Below are 22,362 nucleotides of genomic sequence, written 5' to 3'. Positions count from 1 at the left end.
ATGAACTGTCGATTCCGTTTCTCACTGATAGCTGCTGGCATGATGCTAGCAGCTTCAGCTCAAGCCCTAGAGGCTAAGTATTCATTAAGTGATCTGCCGCAGTTAGCGCCTGAAAAACAGCATGCGACTGCCAGTAAGCGAGTTGCTTCACGTTTTACTCGCTCGCATTATAAGCAGTTTTCACTTGATGATAATTTCTCGGCCAGTGTTTTCGATCGTTATATCGAAATGCTGGACTTCAATAAAAGCTTCCTTACTTCATCCGATATTAAGCAGTTTGAAAAATGGGAAAACCAGTTAGATGATCAACTCAAACGAGGGGATACATCAGCGGCTTTCGATATTTTTAATACGTTGCTTAAGCGTCGTTATGACCGCTACCAATATGCTTTGACTCTTCTTGACCGTGAAATTAAGTTTGATACGAATGAAGAAATGTCTTTAGATCGTTCTGAAATGGAATGGGCAAAAGATCGTAATGAGTTAAATGAAATTTGGCGTAAACGTGTTAAATACGATGCGTTGAATCTGACGTTAGCGGGCAAAGAGTGGGATGAAATTAACGAAACCTTGGGTAAGCGTTATAATAATGCACTTAAGCGTTTGACTCAGACTCACAGTGAAGATGTATTTCAAATTTACATGAATGCATTTGCGCGTGAAGTTGACCCACACACGAGTTATTTGTCACCGCGTAACGCTGAACAATTCCAATCAGAGATGAACCTGTCTTTAGAAGGAATTGGTGCAGTATTGCAGGTGGTTGATGATTACACCGTTATTCGTTCTTTAGTTGCTGGTGGCCCTGCTTCGGCATCCAAAAAACTAGCAGCAGGTGATCGCATTGTTGGTGTGGCACAAGATGGTAAAGATGTTGTTGATGTTATCGGCTGGCGTCTTGACGATGTTGTACAACTGATTAAAGGACCTAAAGGCAGTAAAGTTAAGCTAGAGATACTGCCAGAAGGGAATAACGCCAAAAGTTACGATGTAACTATTGTTCGTGACAAGATTCGACTGGAAGATCGCGCTGTTAAATCAGAGGTGAAAACCAGCCAAGGTAAGAAAATTGGTATTATTGAAATACCAAGCTTCTACGTTGGTTTGTCTGAAGATACCAAGAAAGAGCTTGCAACGCTGAATGACCAACAAGTCGATGGTGTTGTAATTGATCTGCGAAATAATGGTGGTGGTGCCTTAACTGAAGCCACAGCTTTAACGGGGCTATTCATTAATAGTGGCCCAGTTGTTCAGGTTCGTGATAGCTATGGTCGCGTTAAAGTAAATGGTGATTCTGATGATCGCGTTTATTTTGATGGCGCATTAACGGTATTAGTTAATCGCTATAGTGCATCGGCTTCTGAAATTTTCGCGGCGGCAATGCAAGACTATGGTCGAGCAGTTGTAATCGGTGAGCAATCATTTGGTAAAGGTACTGTTCAACAGCATCGTTCGCTCAATCATATTTATGATTTATTTGACAAACCATTAGGTCATGTTCAATACACAATTCAAAAGTTCTACCGTATTAATGGTGGTAGTACTCAGAATTTAGGTGTTGTGCCTGATCTTGCTTTCCCAAGTGCTGTCGACCCATCGGAAACCGGTGAAAGTGTCGAGGACAACGCATTACCGTGGGATAGTATTAAACCGGCAAGCTATGAGAAGTTATATAATTTCTCATCGTTATTACCGAGTTTGAAAACAAAGCATGACGCGCGTATTAATAGTGATATGGAATTTGGTTTTATTCTCAAAGATATTGAGAAATATAAAACTGAAAAGGATATCAATACAATTTCTCTTAATAAGAAAGCGCGTATCGCTGAGCAAGATCAATCTGATAACGACCGACTGGTTCGTTTGAATAAGCGTCAAAAAGTGCTTGGTGAAAAATCGTTTGCGACGTTAGATGACGTACCAAAAGATTATGAAGCGCCTGATGCCTATCTAGATGAAGCTTTAGCAATAACAGCAGATCTAGCAAAAGCACAAGGCTAAGGTCTAAGCCCTTGAAATTAAAACGGTACCTGAAAGGTGCCGTTTTTTTTGTTTGAAAAATTGTTTCAACTTTGAGACGTGCAATTTAAATAGTGTGATATTCATCAAATTTCTCATCAGCATCAAATGAAGCCGTCTAGGGTTAATGTAGATGCTCGAATTGTGCTGAGGAAATACGAATGTTGAAATCCACTTTACTTGCTATAACGCTTTTCTTTACATCATTTAGTTCGCAGTTGTCAGCTGAAGATTTAACTGAGTTTGATTACCCCTTACTACTGGGAGATTGGTATTGGTTCAGTAATACAGAGGAGGGGGTTGATAGTGAAGGTGAAAGCTATCGTGCTATGAATATAAAATTCAAATCAAACTACCGCTTTGTTATTCGTTTATTGCAAGTAGATGGGAATGTCGAAGAGTGGGATGGCACGTACGATATTGACGAATCGACGGTTACTTTTTTATCTCATGGCCAACCAGAACAACAGCATAGTTATATGTTGAGTTATAACCAATTTCTTTTAGATGGCGCTCGTTTTACGAAGCTCGCACCTGAAAATTTACCGGGTAACTGGCGTTCTTCAAAGATAACAGGGAAAGATGTGGGTGAAGTTGTTTCTGAGTTAGCCATTTCATTACGTCCCGACTTCTTATTTTCAGCCGAAGTATCGGGCAAAAATGGCAAGAAGAAAGAACACCGTGGCATCTATTTCATCGAAGATGATCGTATTGTATTAATTTATGAAGACGGCCAGCAAGATAGTCAGTTTTTACTTGGTAGTGATACTTTAACATTATCAAATAAACAGTTTGGAATGGAAGCAATTATGCAGCGTGAGTAAGTCAGGTTATTTCAGTACGTCAGCACACATAGAGCACAAAAAAGCTTGTCTATATTCTTCATTAGAAAGAGTGTAAACAAGCTTTTTTATTGAGTTCTATTCAATCAAGGAAGTGATGCTAGCTAACAATTTTGAATGCTTGACGTAACCGTGTTAAATAGCTTTCATCTTGGCAAATACTTTTACCTGGCTCATCGGAAATTTTGGCGACTGGACGGCCTTCACACTCTGTTAGTTTGATCACAACATTAAGCGTTTTAACATTGGGTAGATCGCATGTTAACTGAGTACCAATACCAAAGCTGGTATGAATGCGATGAGCAAAGTGCTTGTAAATTGTTAATGCTTTATCAAGCGTTAGGCTATCTGAAAAAACTAAAAGCTTAGTTTTTGGATCAATACCCAAAGACTCATAATGGGCAATGGCTTTTTCACCCCAAGCAATTGGATCACCACTGTCGTGGCGAAGACCCACAAACCGCTCGGAAAGACGTAAATCAAAATCTCGCAAAAATGCATCCATGTTAATGCAATCAGTTAATGCGATACCTAACGAATCGGGGTAGGCCTGTAGCCAACGGTTTAATGCCAGTTGCTGTGAATCTGCAAGTTCACCTGACAGTTGCTGATGAGCCTGAAACCATTCGTGTGCTTGTGTGCCAACAGGGGTAAGTTGACGAGTACGAGCTAAGTGATAGTTAGACGTACCTTTAAATTCAGGCATATTAGCTTTTAAGTAATCAACAACCTGATGGTGAACATCTTTCGAAAAACGACGACGTGTTCCAAAGTCAACCAATGAAAAACCACTTAAATCTGTTCCCTCTGCCTTTTTATAAAAGTCAGCCAGTTTCAGTTTCAGTTGTTTGATTGCTTCTTCTGTTTTTGTATTTGGATAGCATTCGGCAGAGCGTACTTCACAAATGATGGCCAGTAAAGGGACTTCCCACAGGATGATATCAATCCAACTACCTTCAATGGTAATTGCAAGTTGGCTGCCTGACGTATCTACTCGAACTTGTTCACTCTGTAGTTTGAATGTTTTCAGGTACTCAAGGTAATCAGATTGAAAAAAGGTCAACGTTGAGAGGTAGTCGATCTCTTCATCTGTGAATGATAACCCACCAATACGATTAATATGGTCTTGAATCTGTTGGCCGTACGGGCGGAGATCTTCTTGACTCCTGCAGTGGAATTCTGCAACCGCTTCAATATTGGGATATTGATGAAAGATTGCTTGCTGCATATGTAGCTTATATGCGTCGGTGTCAAGTAGGGAGTCTATAATCCCGATGTGTCCAAAATGATTCATAACATGTGGTAGTTGTTTTTTGCAATCCGGGGATTTTACCTCATTTTCGGCCAACAGTGGTTCAAAATGTGTCAAATAGACGTTTTTTTTAAAAGTGGCAAAGATGCGGTGTGGTTGTTGATGCTAATTTTAAGATTTAATTGCCTGCTTATACGTTATAAATAGCCTTGCCGGTTTTTTATCGTATATATAGTAAGCTAATAACAATTAAGTGAAAAACATGATCGTGATTAAATGATTGAAGAACCAACAATCAATGGTCGAAATGAGAAATATATCGCCAAATCAAAGTGTTGTTCTTGTCACGTTTGTATAAAGGCAGAATAATGGGGTTAACCACCGGTGGGGGGAGTCTCTCTTCATTGTGTGGAAAAGAATAAGTGCAGAATCATAAGGAATAAACATGGCCGAACAACCAACAACAATGCAGCCAACGGTAAAATACCGTTCAGACTATCAGTCACCAGAGTTCACAATAACAGACATTTCATTAGAATTTGATCTTCATGACACTGCAACAAAAGTCGTGGCAGTTAATACCGTAAAAAGACTTTCCGATCAAAATCCATCTTTAGTGCTTGATGGTGATGGACTTAAATTGGTTCGCGTTGAAGTCGATGGACAAGCTTGGGCTGATTTTGTTGAAGGTGAAGCTGGTTTAACAATCAATAACCTTCCGGCAGAGTGTGAACTATTAATAGAAACCGATGTTAATCCAGAGGCGAACACATTATTAGAAGGTTTGTATAAATCAGGTGGTGCATTTTGTACGCAGTGTGAGGCAGAAGGTTTCCGTCGTATTACTTACTACATGGATCGCCCCGATGTGTTGGCGCGCTTCACGACAAAAGTAATTGCTGATAAAGCACAATACCCATACCTGTTAAGTAATGGTAATCGTGTCGATGGCGGTGATTTAGATAACGGCCGTCATTGGGTCGAATGGAAAGACCCATTCCCTAAGCCAAGTTATTTGTTTGCCTTGGTTGCAGGTGATTTTGATGTATTAAAAGATCAATACACCACAGTGAGTGGTAAGTCGGTTGATTTGGAAATCTTTGTCGATAAAGGCAATCTAGACCGCGCTGACTATGCGATGACCTCATTAATCAACTCGATGAAGTGGGATGAAGAGCGCTTTGGGTTAGAGTATGATCTTGATATCTATATGATTGTCGCTGTTGATTTCTTCAACATGGGGGCAATGGAGAACAAAGGGCTTAATGTCTTTAATTCAAAGTACGTTTTGGCGAACCCTAAAACGGCAACAGATACTGATTACCAAGGCATAGAAGCTGTTATTGGTCACGAGTATTTTCATAACTGGACAGGTAACCGAGTAACTTGCCGTGATTGGTTCCAATTAAGTTTGAAAGAAGGTTTAACTGTATTTCGCGATCAAGAGTTCTCATCTGATTTAGGCTCGCGCGCTGTCAACCGAATCAATAACGTGCGTATTATGCGTGGCCCGCAGTTTGCCGAAGATCGTGGCCCGATGTCACATCCTATTCGTCCTGACAAAGTTATTGAAATGAATAACTTCTATACATTAACTGTGTATGAGAAGGGCAGTGAAGTCATTCGAATGATGCATACCTTACTGGGTGAAGAGAATTTCCAAGCGGGTATGAAACTCTATTTTGAACGTCATGATGGAACTGCAGCAACATGTGATGACTTCGTACAAGCAATGGAAGAAGCGTCGGGTATTTGCTTAGCGCGTTTCCGTCGTTGGTATAGTCAGTCTGGTACGCCAGTTGTGAATGTAGAGACTGAATACCTCTCAGAAAAAAACAGTTACCGCGTCACAATTAAGCAGCATACACCTGAAACCGCAGGGCAGAAAGATAAGCAACCATTACATATCCCGTTTGATATCGAACTTTATAACCAGCAAGGTGAGGTTATAGCGTTACAGTGTGACGGGAATGCTGTCCATAATGTGCTTAATATCACAGAAGAAGAGCATGTGTTTGAGTTCGAGAACATCACAGAGCAGCCTGTTATTTCTATGCTTCGTGAGTTTTCAGCGCCTGTTGTACTTGAATACGACTACACCGATGAAGAACTCGCTTTCTTGATGGTACATGCTCGTAATGAATTTGCGCGCTGGGACGCAGGCCAAATATTGCTGGCTAAATACATTAAACAAAATGTAATGCGCTTACAGCAGAAAGAAAGCTTTGAACTGCCAAGTTCAGTCGTTGATGCCTTCCGAGGTGTATTACTTGATGAGAAGTTAGACCCGGCCTTCATTGCTGAAATGCTAACCCTGCCAAGCGAGAATGAGATTGCAGGTTGGTATGAAATGGTCGATGTTGATGCTATTCACAAGGCTGTTGGTGAATTTGAAGCTGTGCTGGCCACTGAAATGACCGATGAATTCAGTGCGATTTATCACTCTCTTTCACAAGGACTGTACAGTGTTGAGCATGCGGCAATGGCCAAACGCGCTTTACGTAATACTTGCTTATCTTACTTAGCGAATACCGAAAAAGGTAATGCCTTGGTCAGCAAGCRGTATCATGAATCCGATAACATGACTGATACAATGTCGGCAATGGCTGTTGCAAATAATGCTGAGCTAACTTGTCGTGAGGCGCAAATGAGCGACTTCAGTGATAAGTGGACCCACGATGGGTTGGTTATGGATAAATGGTTTATTTTGCAAGGTAAAAACCCAGCAAAAAATGCCATGGAAAATGTGCGTAACACCATGAATCATCCGGCGTTTGATCTGAAAAACCCTAACCGTACTCGTAGTTTAGTGGCTAGCTTCTGTGCGAATAACCCTATTCATTTTCATGCGAAAGATGGTTCGGGTTATCAATTTCTTGGTGAAATACTAACAACCTTGAATAGTAGTAACCCACAAGTTGCGTCTCGATTGATTGAACCGTTTCTGAAATACCGTCAGTATGATGAACAACGTCAAGCAATGATGCGTGCAGAACTAGAGAAGCTATCTCAACTCGATAATCTTGCGAAAGATTTATTTGAAAAAGTACAGAAAGCACTCGAGCTTTAAAACTAACGCTATAGGGGCAGGACATTTGCCCCTATACCTTTATATATTGAGCAAGCTAATTAATAATGAAGTGTTATACATTTTCAGCATATATATCTTATCAAGACTTCTTGAACCATTACTCAGGCGCTGCAAGTACCGTCGTTGTTCGGACGGATAACGGGCTAAAGCTTCAATTACCTGCGACAAGATTTAGGCCATTTCTTACTCAACTTGGAGTAAAAGGTCGTTTTCGAGTAACGGTTAGTACCGATAACCGTTTACAAGGTATAGAAAAAATTGCGTAATGATAAGATATCTATTTGTTAACAAATTATTCAGTAGACGGGGTATTCCGAGTGAGTTTATTAAGAATATACTGTCATTCCTAAAGCCGTAGCGATTATTTTTATCGTTGTTTGWGATTAGAAAAAATAACCTTAAAAATAGATAGTTATATCAGCATATAAAGTATGGTTAACTGTTTGATGTTATTTTCAGCGTCCTTAGATAATCCGACCAGTCAAAATCTTTACCTCAGTCACATATTCGATTTTTTCCTTCCCATACAGTGATATTAACGTAACCAGTTCGCAACAAAACACCCTACAATAGCAATCGCAACTGGAAAGAATCTCATAGATTAAATTCTTTGAATTTGCCTATGAAATTTTTATAAAACTCTATACTTGATTGATAAAATAAAACGATGGAGCATTGCTATGACCGCACCTGACCCTATAGTGCCGGTACTGCTAGAGAAAGTGTACGGCTTAATCCAGGATAAGATTGAGTCTCCTCAGCAGCCATTAGTAGAAGTGTTTGCTCAACGATTGTTAGGACAACTTGCAGATGATGATCTGCTTCAACGGAATGAATCTGACCTTTATGGTGCTGTGCTAAGTTTATGGCATCACCTAGTACAAAATAAACCAAATCAAATTTCTGTTCGAGTGTATAACCCGACGCTGAGTCGATATGGTTGGCAGTCAACGCACACGGTCGTTGAAATTGTAACACCAGACCGACCATTTCTTGTTGATTCGGTGCGAATGACCTTAACGCGTTTAGGTATGACGAGTCATTTAATGTTGAATGGTCCGTACTACTTTAAGCGTGATGATAAAGGCACGATCTCTGAAGCCTGTGGTAAAGATGGGGATCTTCAAACGCTTTTTCACATAGAAGTGGATCGTTTAAACGACAAACAAGAACTTGAATCACTAAAACAAGAACTCGAACAAGTGATGCAAGATATTGACTTAGTCGTAAATGATTGGCAATCAATGCAAACAAAAATGCAGAGTATTGTTGAAGACCTTAAGAAAGCGGACTTTCCGGTGAATAAAAAACACCGTAAAGAAGCGATTGAATTTCTTGATTGGATTACTCATCATAACTTCACATTTATGGGGTATCACCAATATGACTTAGTGCCAATTGAAGGGGATTATGAACTTCGTCCATGCCAAGAGAAGGGGCTAGGGCTACTCAGCAAAGAAAAACAAGTTAGAACCCTTCGTCTTTCTCAATTACCAGAATCAGCACGCCTTGAAGCGCGTAAGCCTGAGTTACTTATCTTAACTAAGAGTAATGGTAAGTCTAAAATTCACCGCCCAGCTTATACCGATTACATCGGCATTAAGCGTTTTGATAAAGACGGTAATGTGGTTGGAGAGCACCGTTTTACGGGTCTTTACGCATCTACGGCGTATCACCAAACGGCGATGAACATTCCACTGATCAGTGACAAAGTTTCACGCATCCTTGAAGGAAGCCGTTTCCCATCGGGCTCACATTCATGGAAAGCGTTGAATAACCTACTCGAAACTTACCCTCGTGATGAGTTGATCCAAGCAAATGAAAAAGAAATGCTGGATGTAGGCTGCGGTGTTGTTCAAATGCAGGATCGCGATCTTTTGCGCTTGTTTGTTCGTCGTGACCCATTTGGTCGTTTTTTCTCTTGCATGGTATATGTGACTAAAGAGCGCTATAACACCGAGTTGCGTAGTAAGACGCAAGAGGTTTTAAAAGAATACTTTGGTTCAGCTGAAAATGTTGAATTCACCACTTTCTTCTCTGAAAGTCCATTAGCGAGGACGCATTATATCGTGCGTGTAGACAACAATAATTTCGATGTTGATGTTAAAGCGATTGAGCATAATTTAGTTGAAGCGGCCTCTTCGTGGGAAGACAGATTGAGTGGGTCTTTAACGGCAAACTTTGGCGAAAGCCAAGGCACATTGTTGGCAAAAAATTATGCTCGTGCCTTTCCTCGCTCCTATAAAGAGCAGATGCTTTCTGGCTCGGCAGTGGCAGATATCGAACAGCTTGAGGGCTTAAGTGAAGACAATAAGTTAGGCATGTTGTTCTATCGCCCTCAAGAGGAAGCCGCTGACTCTCGATTTGTAAAACTTAAACTATTCCATCGCGATGAACCGATTCATTTATCCGACGTAATGCCAATGCTCGAAAACCTAGGCTTACGCGTTATCGGAGAATCACCATACCAAGTGATCACTGCAAGTGGTACGGTATATTGGATCCTTGATTTTGCCATGTTACATAATGCATGCACGGGGATCGATCTTAGCGAAGCGCGTGATCGCTTCCAAGAAGCATTCTCTGCTATTTGGCATGGTGAGATAGAAAGTGATGGCTTTAACCGTTTAGTGCTTTGTGCAGGACTGACAGGTCGTGAAATCACGATTCTACGTAGTTTTGCTCGTTATATGCGACAAGTTGGTTTCCCATTTAGTCAGCACTACATTGAAGAGACACTCTCTGGCCATAGTGATCTAGCGAGAGATCTTGTGCAGTTATTTAGCTTGCGCTTTGATCCTTCATTGAAACACAGTGAAAAAGCAGAGCAAGACTTGATCGCTAAGTTAAACAGTAAACTTGAGCATGTCGAAAGCCTTGATGATGACCGTATCATTCGTCGCTATATGGATATGATCCTAGCGACTCAACGTACTAACTATTATCAACTTAACGAGAATGGTTTACCGAAGCCTTGGCTATCGTTAAAACTGCGACCATCTGAAATCCCTGAGATCCCAGCACCTGTCCCATTCTTCGAAATTTTTGTCTACGCGCCTGATATTGAAGGTGTTCACCTACGTGGCGGTAAAGTTGCACGTGGTGGGTTACGTTGGTCAGATAGACAAGAAGATTTCCGTACTGAAATTCTGGGCTTAGTCAAAGCACAACAAGTTAAAAATACCGTTATTGTACCTGTCGGTGCAAAAGGCGGCTTCGTTTGTAAGCGTCAACCGCAACTCTCGACGCGTGAAGAAATTTGGGCTGAAGGCCAGCGTTGTTATAAGCGCTTTATTCGCGCATTACTCGACGTAACAGATAACATCATTGATGGTGATTTAATACCACCAGCCAATGTTGTTCGTCATGATGAAGATGATCCGTATTTGGTTGTTGCTGCCGATAAAGGTACCGCTACATTCTCTGATTTGGCGAACTCAGTCTCTGAAGACTATAAATTCTGGCTAGCCGATGCATTTGCTTCCGGTGGTTCAAATGGTTATGACCATAAGCAAATGGGTATTACAGCAAAAGGCGGTTGGGAATCAGTAAAACGACATTTCCGTGAACTGGGTATTAACTGCCAAACGACTGATTTCACCTGCGCTGGTATTGGTGACATGGCAGGGGATGTATTTGGTAATGGTATGTTGTTATCTAAGCATATTCGCTTAGTGGCCGCGTTTAACCATATGCATATCTTCATTGATCCAAATCCAGATTCAGCCACTAGCTGGAAAGAGCGAGATCGATTATTTAATCTACCTCGATCAAGCTGGGAAGATTACGATCAAAGTCAGATCTCTGAAGGGGGCGGGATCTTCTCTCGCCGCAGTAAGTCGATCAAACTGACGCCTCAAATTCAGAAGTTGCTGGGGACTCGTAAGCAATCAATGCCGCCAAATGAGCTAATTCGCTTAATCCTTTGCATGGAAGTCGATCTGCTTTGGAACGGTGGTATTGGTACCTATGTTAAATCACAGACAGAAACACATGCAGATGTCGGTGACCGAGCGAATGATGCACTACGTATAAATGGTAGTGAACTGCGTGCTAAGGTGGTTGGAGAAGGCGGTAATTTAGGCTTTACTCAATTGGGCCGTGTGGAACTGGCGAAGGCTGGTTGTCTTGTTAACACCGACTTTATTGATAACGTCGGTGGTGTTGATTGCTCAGATAATGAAGTCAATATTAAGATCTTACTGAATAGCCTAGTAGCCGCAGGTGATCTTACCTATAAGCAGCGTAATGAACTGCTGCAGCGCATGGAAGATGAAGTGGGCGATATCGTACTTGATGATGCGTATTGTCAGAGCGAGTCTATTTCAGTGACTCAGCAGCAGCAAGTACAGTTGCTAAAAGAGCAGGTCCGCTTTATTCACCACTTAGAAAAGCATGGAAAGCTAGATCGCGCACTCGAGTACTTGCCTGATGATGACACATTGGCAGAGCGTGAAAAGTCAGGAATGGGTTTAACTCGGCCTGAATTGGCGGTACTTGTTGCTTATGGCAAGATGGTATTGAAAGAAGAGTTAGTGACAGATGAAATTGCTAATGACCCATATCACGCACGGCTGCTACCGGCATATTTCCCGAAAGAGCTTCAGGAAAAATACCGTGCACAAATGGAGCATCACCCATTACGCAAAGAGTTGATTGCGACGTCACTGGCCAATCAAATGTCGAATGAGATGGGTTGTAACTTCGTGACCCGCCTGCAAGAAGAAACAGGCTCAACGGTTGCTGAAATATCGTCAGCGTACTCAGTGAGCCGTGAGGTGTTCAACTTTGAGAGTTTCTTCGAGCAGGTTAGGGCGTTAGATAACGAAATATCAGCAGATGTACAATACGAGGTGTTATATCGCTGTCGCCGTATGCTTCGACGAGCAACACGTTGGATCCTGCGAAACCGCGATCGTAAGTTGGGCATTGAGCAGATGATCTCTTTCTATCAACCTGTTGTGCTGAAGCTTCGCGATAACCTTGAAAGTTACCTTGTAATAGAAGAGGTGCAAGAGCATAACGATCAGGCCGAAGCGATGATCCAAAGTGGTGTACCATCGGAACTAGCACACAACATTGCGCGTTTAAGCAGCTTATATTCAGCAATGGATATTGCACAAATCGCGAAAGAGCTTGATAAAGATATAGATTTTATCTCTCGTGTCTATTTTGTGGTTGGGGCTGACTTGTCACTTCACTGGTTCTTAAAGCAGGTACACAACCAGCCTGTCGATAATCACTGGCAGGCACTAGCACGTGCATCGTTCCGTGAAGATCTGGATTGGCAACAACGCCAGCTAACCTCTGCGGTTATTACAAGTGGGTTAGAAGGCGCGGATGCCACAGCATTAATAGAAAGCTGGATGGATGAGCATCAAGTCGCGATTCAGCGATGGAATACCGTATTAGCGGAATTTAAAGTGGGTACAACGCATGAATTTGCCAAGTTCTCAGTCGCATTACGTGAATTAATGCTGCTTAACTTAAATTGCCGTTCTGTCGCATAAAGCTGATGAAATGGTAGTAAAACGGTTAATAAGTTCACCGTTTATTACATAAAATGATGATAAGTAGGCCATTTAGTTAATCTAGATGGCCTTTTTTTATGTATTTAGCCACGGGAATGAAAACGATTGCGTTCTAATGCGTGTAAGTCTAACTGTGATAAAGGTTAAATTTTAGCTATTAGGCTACTAAATACAAAGATATAGGCTATTTTTACGAATAAACTTGAAAATAACGTTTGAATTTCACTAACAAAGTGTGAATAATGTTCTCCCGTTTACACGGGGCTTTTTTAAGGAGGTACAATGATTTACCGCCTCGCTCGATCTGCTATTTTTCAGCTTGACGCTGAAAAGGCACACGATCTAGCTATTCAGAACTTTTCTCGCTTTACTGGCACTCCTCTCGATCTTTTCTATCGTCAGCACGTTCCTGATCGTCCTGTTGAAGTAATGGGCATCAAATTCAAAAACCCAGTAGGTTTAGCTGCGGGTTTGGATAAAAACGGCGAATGTATTGATGCATTTGGCGCGATGGGATTTGGCTTCGTTGAAGTTGGTACTGTTACACCGCGACCTCAATCGGGCAATGATAAGCCTCGCTTATTCCGTGTTATTCCTGCAGAAGGTATAATTAACCGCTTTGGTTTTAACAATTTAGGTGTAGATAACCTAGTTGAAAATGTTAAGAAGACCAAGTATGACGGTGTAATCGGTATTAATATAGGTAAGAATAAAGATACGCCTATTGAAAAAGGGGTAGATGATTACTTGATCTGTATGGATAAAGTATATCAGTACGCTCATTACATTGTTGTAAACATCTCATCGCCAAATACACCAGGGCTTCGTTCGCTTCAGTATGGTGAAATGCTAGATGATTTGTTATCTCAGTTAAAAGAGAAACAAAAAGATCTGGCCGAGAAGCATGGTAAATATGTACCTCTAACATTAAAGATCGCGCCAGATCTTGAAGATCACGAAATTAAGCAAATTGCTGAATCATTGATCAAAAATGAAATTGACGGTGTTATTGGTACCAATACAACGCTCGATCGCTCTTTGGTTAAAGACATGCCTCACTGTGATGAAGCTGGTGGCTTGAGTGGTCGTCCGCTTCAAAATCGCAGTACAGAAGTTATTCGCATGCTGGCGGCAGAGTTAGATGGCGCATTACCTATTATTGGGGTAGGCGGTATTGATTCAGCGGTTTCTGCGCGTGAAAAGATGGCTGCAGGTGCAAGCCTAGTACAAATTTACTCTGGATTTATCTACCACGGTCCTAAATTAGTTAAAGACATTGTGTCTAACATCTAATAATTGAATTAGTACACGGTTAGCGATGAAAAAGTTGGTGTCTTGCTTAAGCAAGCACCGACTTTTTTTGTATTAAGAGATATGACAAAACGAATAAAGACCAAATATTGTCAAACTTTCAGCGTTTAAGCGGTATATGCGCCAATATTTTTCCCCTTTTAATTTACGGCATTCGCAGTAAAATTCTTTTAAAGTTTTGTTTCAATCGTTAGATAAGCTGTATAACGAACTGATTTTGGAGCGATTACGTGTTAAAGCCAAATAACTCATGGACGTGGTATTACGACCAAAAGGATGACGCCTTGATGTTAGATCTGGGTGATGACATGGTTTTTCGTGTAGCTATTCCGACAAAACATCTTATTCCTTCATCTTTTGCGAAAGCCACATTTACAGTGGACGATGCAACGGTTTATCAAACGTTCCTTGAGGGCATTGCTTGTCTTGAGCTTTCAGGGCCACGTAAAGTGGAGTTGGCATTAACCGCGGTAGCAGCAAGTCGTTTTCATAAGCCGATAATGCCTAAGAGCTGGTTTTTTAAGAAATCAGAAGGGGATTATCAACCAAGCCAAGCTGATATTGTTACGCTTTATACTGATAGTGCAAAGGCAAACTACTTAGTGGTAGAAAACAGCGGCTGTGCAAGCCTGTGCATGCTGGCTGATGTAGAGCCATTAGCGCTAACTGCTACGAAAGAAATGAAATTCTGCGAAGTCATTAAAGTCATGAATGACCGCACAGAAGCTTATCAATACGAAGAACACATCACACCACTCAATTTTGCTTTAGTTGGCTAGGGCGAGCTAGTGCCAAACTATTGCATAATAGTGCAACGTCGTATTCAGTTCGTCCCCAATTTTCAATCCCCCAGAATTCTCTCTTCTTAGTTCAAATAGACTCAATAATTCTACCCCTGTTACTTTTCCTATTATCAGCTGGCCACTAATTATCTCTCTAATGCACAGTTAACTGCCTGTATTGCGTCTGTGAGCAGGTGTAGTTATTGCCTTAACGTGCATAGTACAGTGTCTGTCGCTCTCTAATTAACGGTGTTGAGCTAATTTAGCCTCTTGCTACTTGAAGCCACGAACTGGTATTGATTGAGTGTTTACTAAGCGAAATAAGTGATTTGCCTCAGATTATTTGGACTTTTTTGACATTATTTTTTATCTATTTTGTGGATTAAAAAGCAAAAAAACACCATAAATCATCTCAATTAAATACTATATAAAATCAGTTTTTTCCTCATTTTGTATTTTTACGTACCTTTTCTTCAAGCTAGGGTAGCGTCATTCCCATGTCCAAAAACAACACTTTCCAGATGGGACTTAATTAAATAAGGTAATATCAGTGACTTTTTTTACTGTGCTTTTGTAGAGGCATGTCTTTTCACTTTAACCTGTATTTAATGTGCACGGGAACCTTATTCCACATAAGATTTTGATTTAATTGATGTATTTATATTGTTTACGTGTGGGAACAATGAGTCCCACGTTGTTGGCGTAGAAAATTAAAGTTAATAATTGTCACCAAAGTCAGCGCTTGGATGTATTGTTTACACATATAAACAATTAAGTTTCTTGTGGTTAAGCAGCAACTAATCACCTTGCCACTGACCATCTAGCCACTTATTGCTGCTTTTTTAACTAAATACGTGGCTAACATCCTTTTATCGCAAGGTATTTAGCGGGTTTTCAGTTATAATTCATCGCAACATAAGTGCGAAAAGAACTCCATGAATCAATATCTAGCTATCACTTCACGAGGCCTTGAAAACCTCCTTGCAGAAGAATTAGAACAACTTGGCGCAAATAACATCCAAGTTGTTAGTGCCGGCGTACGTTTCAAAGCCGATCAAGCAATGGCCTACCGCTGTTGTTTATGGGTGCGTACCGCTTCCCGAATTATTCAGGTACTCAGCGAATTTAATGTTCGTGACGATATGGACCTGTACCTTGGTGCAACGGCTATCAATTGGCCTGACTACTTCGGTAGTGACACGCGTATCATTGTTGACTTTAATGGTACGAACCGAGAAATTCGAAACAGCCAGTACGGTGCAATGAAGGTTAAAGATGCCATCGTTGACTGTTTTACTAAGGCTGATCTTCGTCGTCCAAGTATCGACCGTGAACGCCCAGAGCTTCGTATTCACATGCGTTTATCGGGTGAGAAAGGGGTGCTTGGTCTTGATATGGCGGGTAGTGGCCTTCACCAACGTGGTTACCGCAGTGAAGCGGGTAAAGCACCGTTACGTGAAACTCATGCTGCTGCGCTCGTTATGAAATCTGGCTGGACCGTTGATAAACCACTGCTTGATCCTATGTGTGGCTCAGGTACGTTGTTGATTGAGGCTGCAATGATTGCGGCCGGCATTGCGCCGGGCATTAAGCGTCAACGTTGGGGCTTTGAATCAATCAAAGACTTTGATAAAGAAGCTTGGTTAGAAATCCACGCTGAAGCGAAGGTTAAATCGCGTCGTGGTCCAGCGAAACTAGAGACTAAGTTCTTTGGTCGTGAAATGGATCACCGTGTATTAAGCATTGCGCGTGATAATGCGGGCCGTGCGGGTGTTAAAGACCTTATTGATTTTGAATATGGCGATGCAACCCAGTTAACATCACCTGAAGGATTTTCAAACGGTACTATTTTATGTAACCCTCCTTACGGTGAGCGTTTAGGTACAACACCTGAGCTGATCACTTTGTATACCGAGTTTGGTAATCGCTTGAAACTGGCATTTGCAGGTTCTACAGCGGCCATTTACTCGTCAAATAATGAACTACTAAGCTGTTTACGTATGCGTGCGGATAAACAATTTAAGCTAAGTAACGGCGCACTAGATTGTGTCCTTAAAAGTTATTTGATTACTGCCGGTGGTGTTAAGAAGGTTGAAGGTGAAAAAGAAGGCCAGCTTGAAGACAAACAAGTTGCCCCTGATTTTGCCAACCGTCTAAAGAAAAACATTACCAAGTTGAAGAAGTGGGCAAAAAAAGAAGGCATTGAATGTTACCGCATTTATGATGCTGATTTGCCTAACTACAATGCAGCAATTGATCAGTATAAAGATTATCTGATTATTCAAGAATACGCGGCACCAAAGACAGTTCCGGAAGAAACCGCACGCCGTCGTATTATGGATATTCTACGTGCAACCATTCAGGTGACGGGTGTTGATAACAACAAAGTAATCTTGAAAGTACGAGAGCGCCAGAAAGGTAAGAACCAATACCAGAAGCTGTCGAGTGCTGAACGTCATATGACAGTTAATGAGTTCGGTGTAGAGCTTAAGGTTAATCTTTATGATTACCTTGATACGGGGTTATTCCTTGATCACCGTATTACTCGTCGCAAGCTGGGTGAAATGGCAAAAGGTAAAGACTTCCTTAACTTATTTGCTTATACCGGCTCTGCATCTTGTCATGCCGCTTGTGGTGGTGCGAAATCGACCACAACAGTTGATATGTCGAATACCTATTTACGTTGGGCTCAGGAAAATATGGAGCTGAACGGTAAGGTAGGGAACGAGCATGAATTTATTCAAGCAGACTGTTTACAGTGGCTACAAGAAGTTGACGATACGTTTGACCTGATCTTTATTGATCCGCCAACGTTCTCAAACTCTAAGCGAATGAATCAGAGCTTTGACGTTCAGCGTGATCACATCATGTTGATGGAAAACCTTAAGCGTATGCTTCGTCCTGAAGGACAAATTGTTTTCTCGAATAATAAGCGCCAATTCAAGATGGACTTCGAGAAACTGGAATCGCTTGGTTTACAGGCTAAGAATATTTCTGATAAAACATTGCCAATGGATTTTGGCCGCAATAAGCAGATCCACAACTGCTGGATTATTACCCACAAGGAAGATTAAGTGCTAATAAAGCTTTATAGCACACAGGGATGTCACCTATGCGAGCAGGCTTATAGCCTGCTTGTACAGGTTGGGGTTGAAGAGCGCGTTCAAACGGTTGATATAGCCTTTGATGACGCGCTTTTTTCACGTTACGGCATCACAATTCCTGTGCTTGCAATTGAACAAAACGATTCTTCTTCTACAAGCTCCGAGCTTGGTTGGCCTTTTGATGCCGATCAGCTTGCTGCATGGTTAAACGATAATGGCATTAATTAAAATCAGTAACGCTCAGTTAGCGTACGGCGATCACGCACTGCTAGATAAAGCAGAGTTTCTTCTTCACACCAAAGAGCGTGTTTGTTTGGTTGGTCGTAATGGTGCGGGTAAATCAACCTTAATGAAGGTGATTGCCGGTGAGGTACTGCTTGATGATGGCAGTATTCAGCGTCAATCAGAACTTAAAGTGTCACGATTAGAGCAAGATCCACCTCGTGATTCTGAAGGAAGCGTCTTCGATTACGTATCTGAAGGTTTGGCTGAAATTGGTGAGGTTCTGAAAGAGTACCACCACCTTTTAGACTTAATTACCCATGAAGCAACGGATTCTAATTTTGCAAAACTTGCTCGCGCGCAAGAAAAAATTGATCACGCGAATGCATGGCAGTTTGATAGCAAAATTGCGTCAGTGCTTGAGCACTTACAACTTGATCCAAACACCTTATTAAAAGATTTGTCGGGTGGTTGGCAGCGTAAAGCCGCATTGGCTCGTGCATTGGTGTGTGACCCTGACATTCTGCTATTAGATGAGCCAACAAACCATTTAGACGTTTCGACGATTGAATGGTTGGAAGGTTTCCTTAAAGAGTTTAATGGCGCGATTATCTTTATTTCTCACGACCGTGCTTTCATTCGCTCAATGTCGACACGCATTGTTGACTTGGATCGTGGTCAGTTAGCGTCTTTCCCTGGTGATTACGATCATTACCTTGAAGCGAAAGAAGAGATGCTTCGCGTTGAAGCAGAACAAAATGCAGAGTTTGATAAAAAACTTGCTCAAGAAGAAGTATGGATCCGACAAGGTATTAAAGCACGTCGAACCCGTAATGAAGGTCGAGTTCGCGCGCTAAAACAGTTACGCCGAGAGCGAGGCGAGCGCCGTGAAGTTGTTGGTAAAGCTGACATGCAACTGCAGGATGCTCAGCGTTCTGGCAAGATCGTATTTGAAGCAGAAAACATTAGCTACAGTTATGGCGATAAGCCGATCATTAAAGATTTCAGCTTTAATGTGATGCGTGGCGATCGTATCGCAATGATTGGTCCAAATGGTTGTGGTAAGAGTACCTTACTTAAAATCATGCTGGGTAACCTTGAAGCTGAAGGTCATTTCCATTGCGGAACTAAAATCGATGTCGCTTATTTTGACCAATACCGCGAAGTGTTAGACCCAGAAAAAACAGTGATGGATAACCTTGCTGACGGTAAGCAAGAAGTTACCGTGAATGGTCGAACTCGTCATGCGCTTGGTTACTTGCAAGACTTCCTTTTCCACCCTCGACGTGCGCGCACACCGGTAAAAGCACTTTCAGGTGGAGAGAAAAACCGACTGTTACTGGCAAAGCTTTTCCTTAAGCCTAATAACTTATTGGTACTTGATGAACCAACTAACGATTTAGATATCGAAACTTTGGAACTTTTAGAAGAAATTCTTGCCAACTATCAGGGTACATTATTATTAGTGAGCCATGATCGTCAGTTTGTAGACAATACCGTCACAACAAGTTGGATTTTCGAAGGTAATGGTGTTATCGATGAATACGTTGGTGGTTATCATGAAGCGCAAGAACAACGTACTAACTCGCTAAGTCAAATAGCGAAAGAGCAGGCATCTCAATTTGAAGCCGCTAAAAAGAAAGATGAGAATAAGCAGCGACAGACTAACCGACCTAAAGCCCTTAAGAAGCTTTCTTATAAGCTGCAAAAAGAGTTAGAAGATCTGCCGTTAAAGATTGAAAAATTGGAAAACGAAATTGCTGAAATCCAGGAGAAGATTAATGATCCTGCGTTCTTCCAAGATGTAAAAAATGATACTGAAGCTGTATTGAGCCGCTTAGCTGATGCAGAAGCTGAGTTTGAAGTAGCATTTGAGCGTTGGGAAGAGCTAGAAGCAATGCAAAAGGAATCTTAATGCAACATAAGACATTAAAGCTATCGACACTGGCGATTCTTATCGCCGGTGCTACGCATGCCAATGCAGCCGTATACCGTGTTGTTGAAGTGAATGCGGCAGATGCCTCAAAAGAGGTGGCTAATAACCAATACTTCCCTGAAGTGACCCGTGATCTGCAAGATAATATTCGTCTCTATGGCCAGGGGGTATTTAGCTCATCGTCAACAACAAGTTGTTTTACTGAAGAATGTAGTGATACAGACTACCAAGTTTTTGGCGAAAGTCGTTTCGGTTCTGATGGTATTAATTATCGTGATGAAGTTGCATTTATTACAGATAACTATCAAGAAGTTAATGATGTTTATGACCTTGAAAGATACTGTGATCGTAACATTGGACCAAACACCTGTGAAAACTGGGCGTTTACTCAATATTATGGTGAGTATTACAACGATAAAAAGCGCGAAGACCGTACAGGGCTTGGTGGTTTAGTTCGTGAGCTTGAAGCATGGACTAATAATTATTACTCCAATGCGACAGGTATGGTTGAACAATCTAATGTGATGACTACGGTATCGAGCTTCGCAGATGAAGAGAATAGCTATGCTGAGCTAGCTGGTGTGTTGGGCACTATTGTCGATAGTGCGGGCCAGCATAAATCCACCAATAGTGTTGTTAATGATATCGGTGAAGCCGCCTTAGGTGAATACCAACTGGGTATTACGAGTGGTGCTTACTTTGACAATGGCTCTCGTTATGCGCGTCAGTTTAATAAACGTGGCTTTGTAAACCTAGCGGGCGCGACTTACGGCCTTAAGCCGATGGTGGGTTACAACAATGAACAGCGCGAAGGCCAAGATTCATTAAATACTGATGAAATGGTTAAAAATGCGGGTCAAACGCTTGCATGGGATGCGGTAGAGTATAACGGTGACTTATTCGTTGTCGGGAGCGCATCGTTTAATCCAAGCAAGTTGCAGGATCGCGATAAATCACCTGATGATGATATCGATAGCGACCCAAGGTACGACGGTCGAATTTTTGAAGAGTGCTTAACGCTTTACTCTGACGACCCTACACGTTTTTATAATACAAAAGAGTGTCAGGTTACTGTTTTCGCAAATGAGGCTGTATTCTGGACTGTAGGGGCTAATGAGCAGTTAGAAGCTCAACCGTTGGCAGAGCGTGTTGATGGGCAGAGTAACGAGTACTCAGCACTTGACCCTGATGGTAATGGCGATCGTTCTTTTCAGGCATCTGCTCGTGCAGTCACCTTGATTGATGGCAAGCCAGTGATTGCTGGCTTTACGACAGACTCCATCGATAAAGAGTCTATCAATAACCACGACAAAGATTTCTACGCGGTTCGAGCGGCTGTTTATGAGCCTAACTTCAACGTAGGTGATGCTGCTGAGGAAAACCAGTGGACGCGCAAAATCATCCCAGGACTGTCTATTGAAGATGGCAGTGGTGATCGCAAGCTAAACTACTCAATCGCGACGGATATTAACCAAAATAATATGGTTGTCGGTGTTGCTAAAAACTATTTTGCGGAAAACCGTTCTTACGCAGAAAGAATGTTTATCTTCAACAATAATTCAAACAACTTGAAGTTTTTAGACAACGCCATTGATTCTGAGATTTTCTTCGCGGGCTCTAATGGTTTCCTATCTGCAATCAATAACAGTGATCAGGTTGTTGGCCGCATTGATTCAGAGTCAGTGAACCAAGTAGATGGTCGTTTCCGCCGTCAACGTGCATTCACCTACATTGCTGGTAGTGATATTGCGGGTTCTCCGCTTAAGGCTAACAAGGCTTGGATGCTGGATGACTTGATCAACGATGGCGATGCTAACGGTGTGAGCAATTCGTTCCGTATATCAGAAGCAACGGGTATTACCGATGATGGTGTTATCTCAGCAACGGCGTTCAAATGTGAAGGAGGTTACGATGACCTTACCAACGAATCATTCTGTGCTGGTGGTACTTCAGGTGCTGAAAAACAAGTTGCTGTTAAGCTAATTCCAATTCCGGATGGTGAAATTCAAGCTCGACCTGCTGCAGAGACAACAATCGAACGTAGTGGTGCATCACTTGGTATTTTCGCTATGACAATGCTTGGGTGGTTAGGGTTCCGTCGACGTAAGTAATTTTTTGTCATAAATGCTTATTTTTTATTCAGGCTCACAAATTGTGAGCCTGATTTGTATCTGGGGTTGATCTACTGGTCTATTTGGCTAATTCTTATAAGTGGAGTCACAAAAACTCCATCGTTATGTAAAAGTAATGAAAGAAACCGAATAAGGATGAG

At 41.7% G+C, this 22,362-nt stretch carries 12 protein-coding genes; 11 read left to right on the top strand and 1 reads right to left on the bottom strand.

The window, feature by feature from the left end; all coding sequences use genetic code 11:
- Together prc and L4D78_RS23875 are read left to right on the top strand one after the other, a co-directional pair.
- Positions 1 to 2,001, top strand: coding sequence for a carboxy terminal-processing peptidase (prc, locus tag L4D78_RS23880; RefSeq protein WP_428469248.1), 2,001 nt, complete (start codon positions 1 to 3; stop codon positions 1,999 to 2,001).
- 179 nt (positions 2,002 to 2,180) lie between these two features.
- Entirely contained in the window at positions 2,181 to 2,843 is a 663-nt protein-coding gene (locus tag L4D78_RS23875; protein WP_428469247.1) for a lipocalin-like domain-containing protein, read from the top strand.
- 118 nt (positions 2,844 to 2,961) lie between these two features.
- On the opposite strand, the gene pncB is transcribed toward L4D78_RS23875, so the two are convergent.
- Positions 2,962 to 4,155, bottom strand: coding sequence for a nicotinate phosphoribosyltransferase (gene pncB / locus L4D78_RS23870; protein ID WP_428469246.1), 1,194 nt, complete (start codon positions 4,153 to 4,155; stop codon positions 2,962 to 2,964).
- Between the two features lie 403 nt (positions 4,156 to 4,558).
- Here pncB and pepN point away from each other — a divergent pair, with 403 nt between their 5' ends.
- The 9 genes from pepN to L4D78_RS23825 all read left to right on the top strand — a co-directional run bounded on the left by pepN (position 4,559) and on the right by L4D78_RS23825 (position 22,201).
- Positions 4,559 to 7,183: an aminopeptidase N gene (pepN, locus tag L4D78_RS23865; protein WP_428469245.1), complete on the top strand. Its 2,625-nt coding sequence runs from the start codon at positions 4,559 to 4,561 to the stop codon at positions 7,181 to 7,183.
- A 65-nt stretch (positions 7,184 to 7,248) separates the two neighbouring features.
- Positions 7,249 to 7,470 (top strand): DUF2835 domain-containing protein, encoded by a 222-nt coding sequence (locus tag L4D78_RS23860; RefSeq protein WP_428469244.1) that lies wholly within the window; start codon positions 7,249 to 7,251, stop codon positions 7,468 to 7,470.
- A 414-nt stretch (positions 7,471 to 7,884) separates the two neighbouring features.
- Positions 7,885 to 12,714 (top strand): NAD-glutamate dehydrogenase, encoded by a 4,830-nt coding sequence (locus L4D78_RS23855; protein ID WP_428469243.1) that lies wholly within the window; start codon positions 7,885 to 7,887, stop codon positions 12,712 to 12,714.
- A gap of 303 nt (positions 12,715 to 13,017) precedes the next feature.
- Positions 13,018 to 14,028 (top strand): quinone-dependent dihydroorotate dehydrogenase, encoded by a 1,011-nt coding sequence (gene pyrD, locus L4D78_RS23850; RefSeq protein ID WP_428469242.1) that lies wholly within the window; start codon positions 13,018 to 13,020, stop codon positions 14,026 to 14,028.
- 248 nt (positions 14,029 to 14,276) lie between these two features.
- Entirely contained in the window at positions 14,277 to 14,825 is a 549-nt protein-coding gene (locus L4D78_RS23845; RefSeq protein WP_428469241.1) for a cell division protein ZapC, read from the top strand.
- A 938-nt stretch (positions 14,826 to 15,763) separates the two neighbouring features.
- Positions 15,764 to 17,902 (top strand): bifunctional 23S rRNA (guanine(2069)-N(7))-methyltransferase RlmK/23S rRNA (guanine(2445)-N(2))-methyltransferase RlmL, encoded by a 2,139-nt coding sequence (gene rlmKL / locus L4D78_RS23840; protein ID WP_428469240.1) that lies wholly within the window; start codon positions 15,764 to 15,766, stop codon positions 17,900 to 17,902.
- Positions 17,903 to 18,160 (top strand): glutaredoxin family protein, encoded by a 258-nt coding sequence (locus L4D78_RS23835; RefSeq protein WP_428469239.1) that lies wholly within the window; start codon positions 17,903 to 17,905, stop codon positions 18,158 to 18,160.
- The gene (uup, locus tag L4D78_RS23830) at positions 18,147 to 20,069 is read left to right on the top strand and encodes an ATP-binding cassette ATPase Uup (protein ID WP_428469238.1); all 1,923 of its coding nucleotides are present in this window, start codon (positions 18,147 to 18,149) and stop codon (positions 20,067 to 20,069) included. Before L4D78_RS23835 ends, uup begins: the two co-directional genes overlap by 14 nt.
- Positions 20,069 to 22,201 carry a DUF3466 family protein gene (locus tag L4D78_RS23825; RefSeq protein ID WP_428469237.1) on the top strand — a complete coding sequence of 711 codons (2,133 nt, stop codon included), beginning with the start codon at positions 20,069 to 20,071 and terminating at the stop codon, positions 22,199 to 22,201. Before uup ends, L4D78_RS23825 begins: the two co-directional genes overlap by 1 nt.
- Positions 22,202 to 22,362 lie beyond the last annotated feature (161 nt).

Origin of the sequence: Photobacterium minamisatsumaniensis (assembly GCF_050336695.1) — a bacterium.
Lineage (GTDB): Bacteria > Pseudomonadota > Gammaproteobacteria > Enterobacterales > Vibrionaceae > Photobacterium > Photobacterium minamisatsumaniensis.
The sequence above is the reverse complement of the archived record's forward strand: the minus strand, read 5'-3'. Positions and strand labels throughout refer to the sequence as shown.

Bases quoted from the DNA above. Each gene is read 5' to 3' on its own strand.
- prc (WP_428469248.1), top strand. From the start codon at position 1: ATGAACTGTCGATTCCGTTTCTCACTGATAGCTGCTGGCATGATGCTA.
- uup (WP_428469238.1), top strand. From the start codon at position 18,147: ATGGCATTAATTAAAATCAGTAACGCTCAGTTAGCGTACGGCGATCAC.
- L4D78_RS23855 (WP_428469243.1), top strand. From the start codon at position 7,885: ATGACCGCACCTGACCCTATAGTGCCGGTACTGCTAGAGAAAGTGTAC.
- L4D78_RS23875 (WP_428469247.1), top strand. From the start codon at position 2,181: ATGTTGAAATCCACTTTACTTGCTATAACGCTTTTCTTTACATCATTT.
- L4D78_RS23860 (WP_428469244.1), top strand. From the start codon at position 7,249: ATGAAGTGTTATACATTTTCAGCATATATATCTTATCAAGACTTCTTG.
- pyrD (WP_428469242.1), top strand. From the start codon at position 13,018: ATGATTTACCGCCTCGCTCGATCTGCTATTTTTCAGCTTGACGCTGAA.
- pncB (WP_428469246.1), bottom strand. From the start codon at position 4,155: ATGAATCATTTTGGACACATCGGGATTATAGACTCCCTACTTGACACC.
- rlmKL (WP_428469240.1), top strand. From the start codon at position 15,764: ATGAATCAATATCTAGCTATCACTTCACGAGGCCTTGAAAACCTCCTT.
- L4D78_RS23825 (WP_428469237.1), top strand. From the start codon at position 20,069: ATGCAACATAAGACATTAAAGCTATCGACACTGGCGATTCTTATCGCC.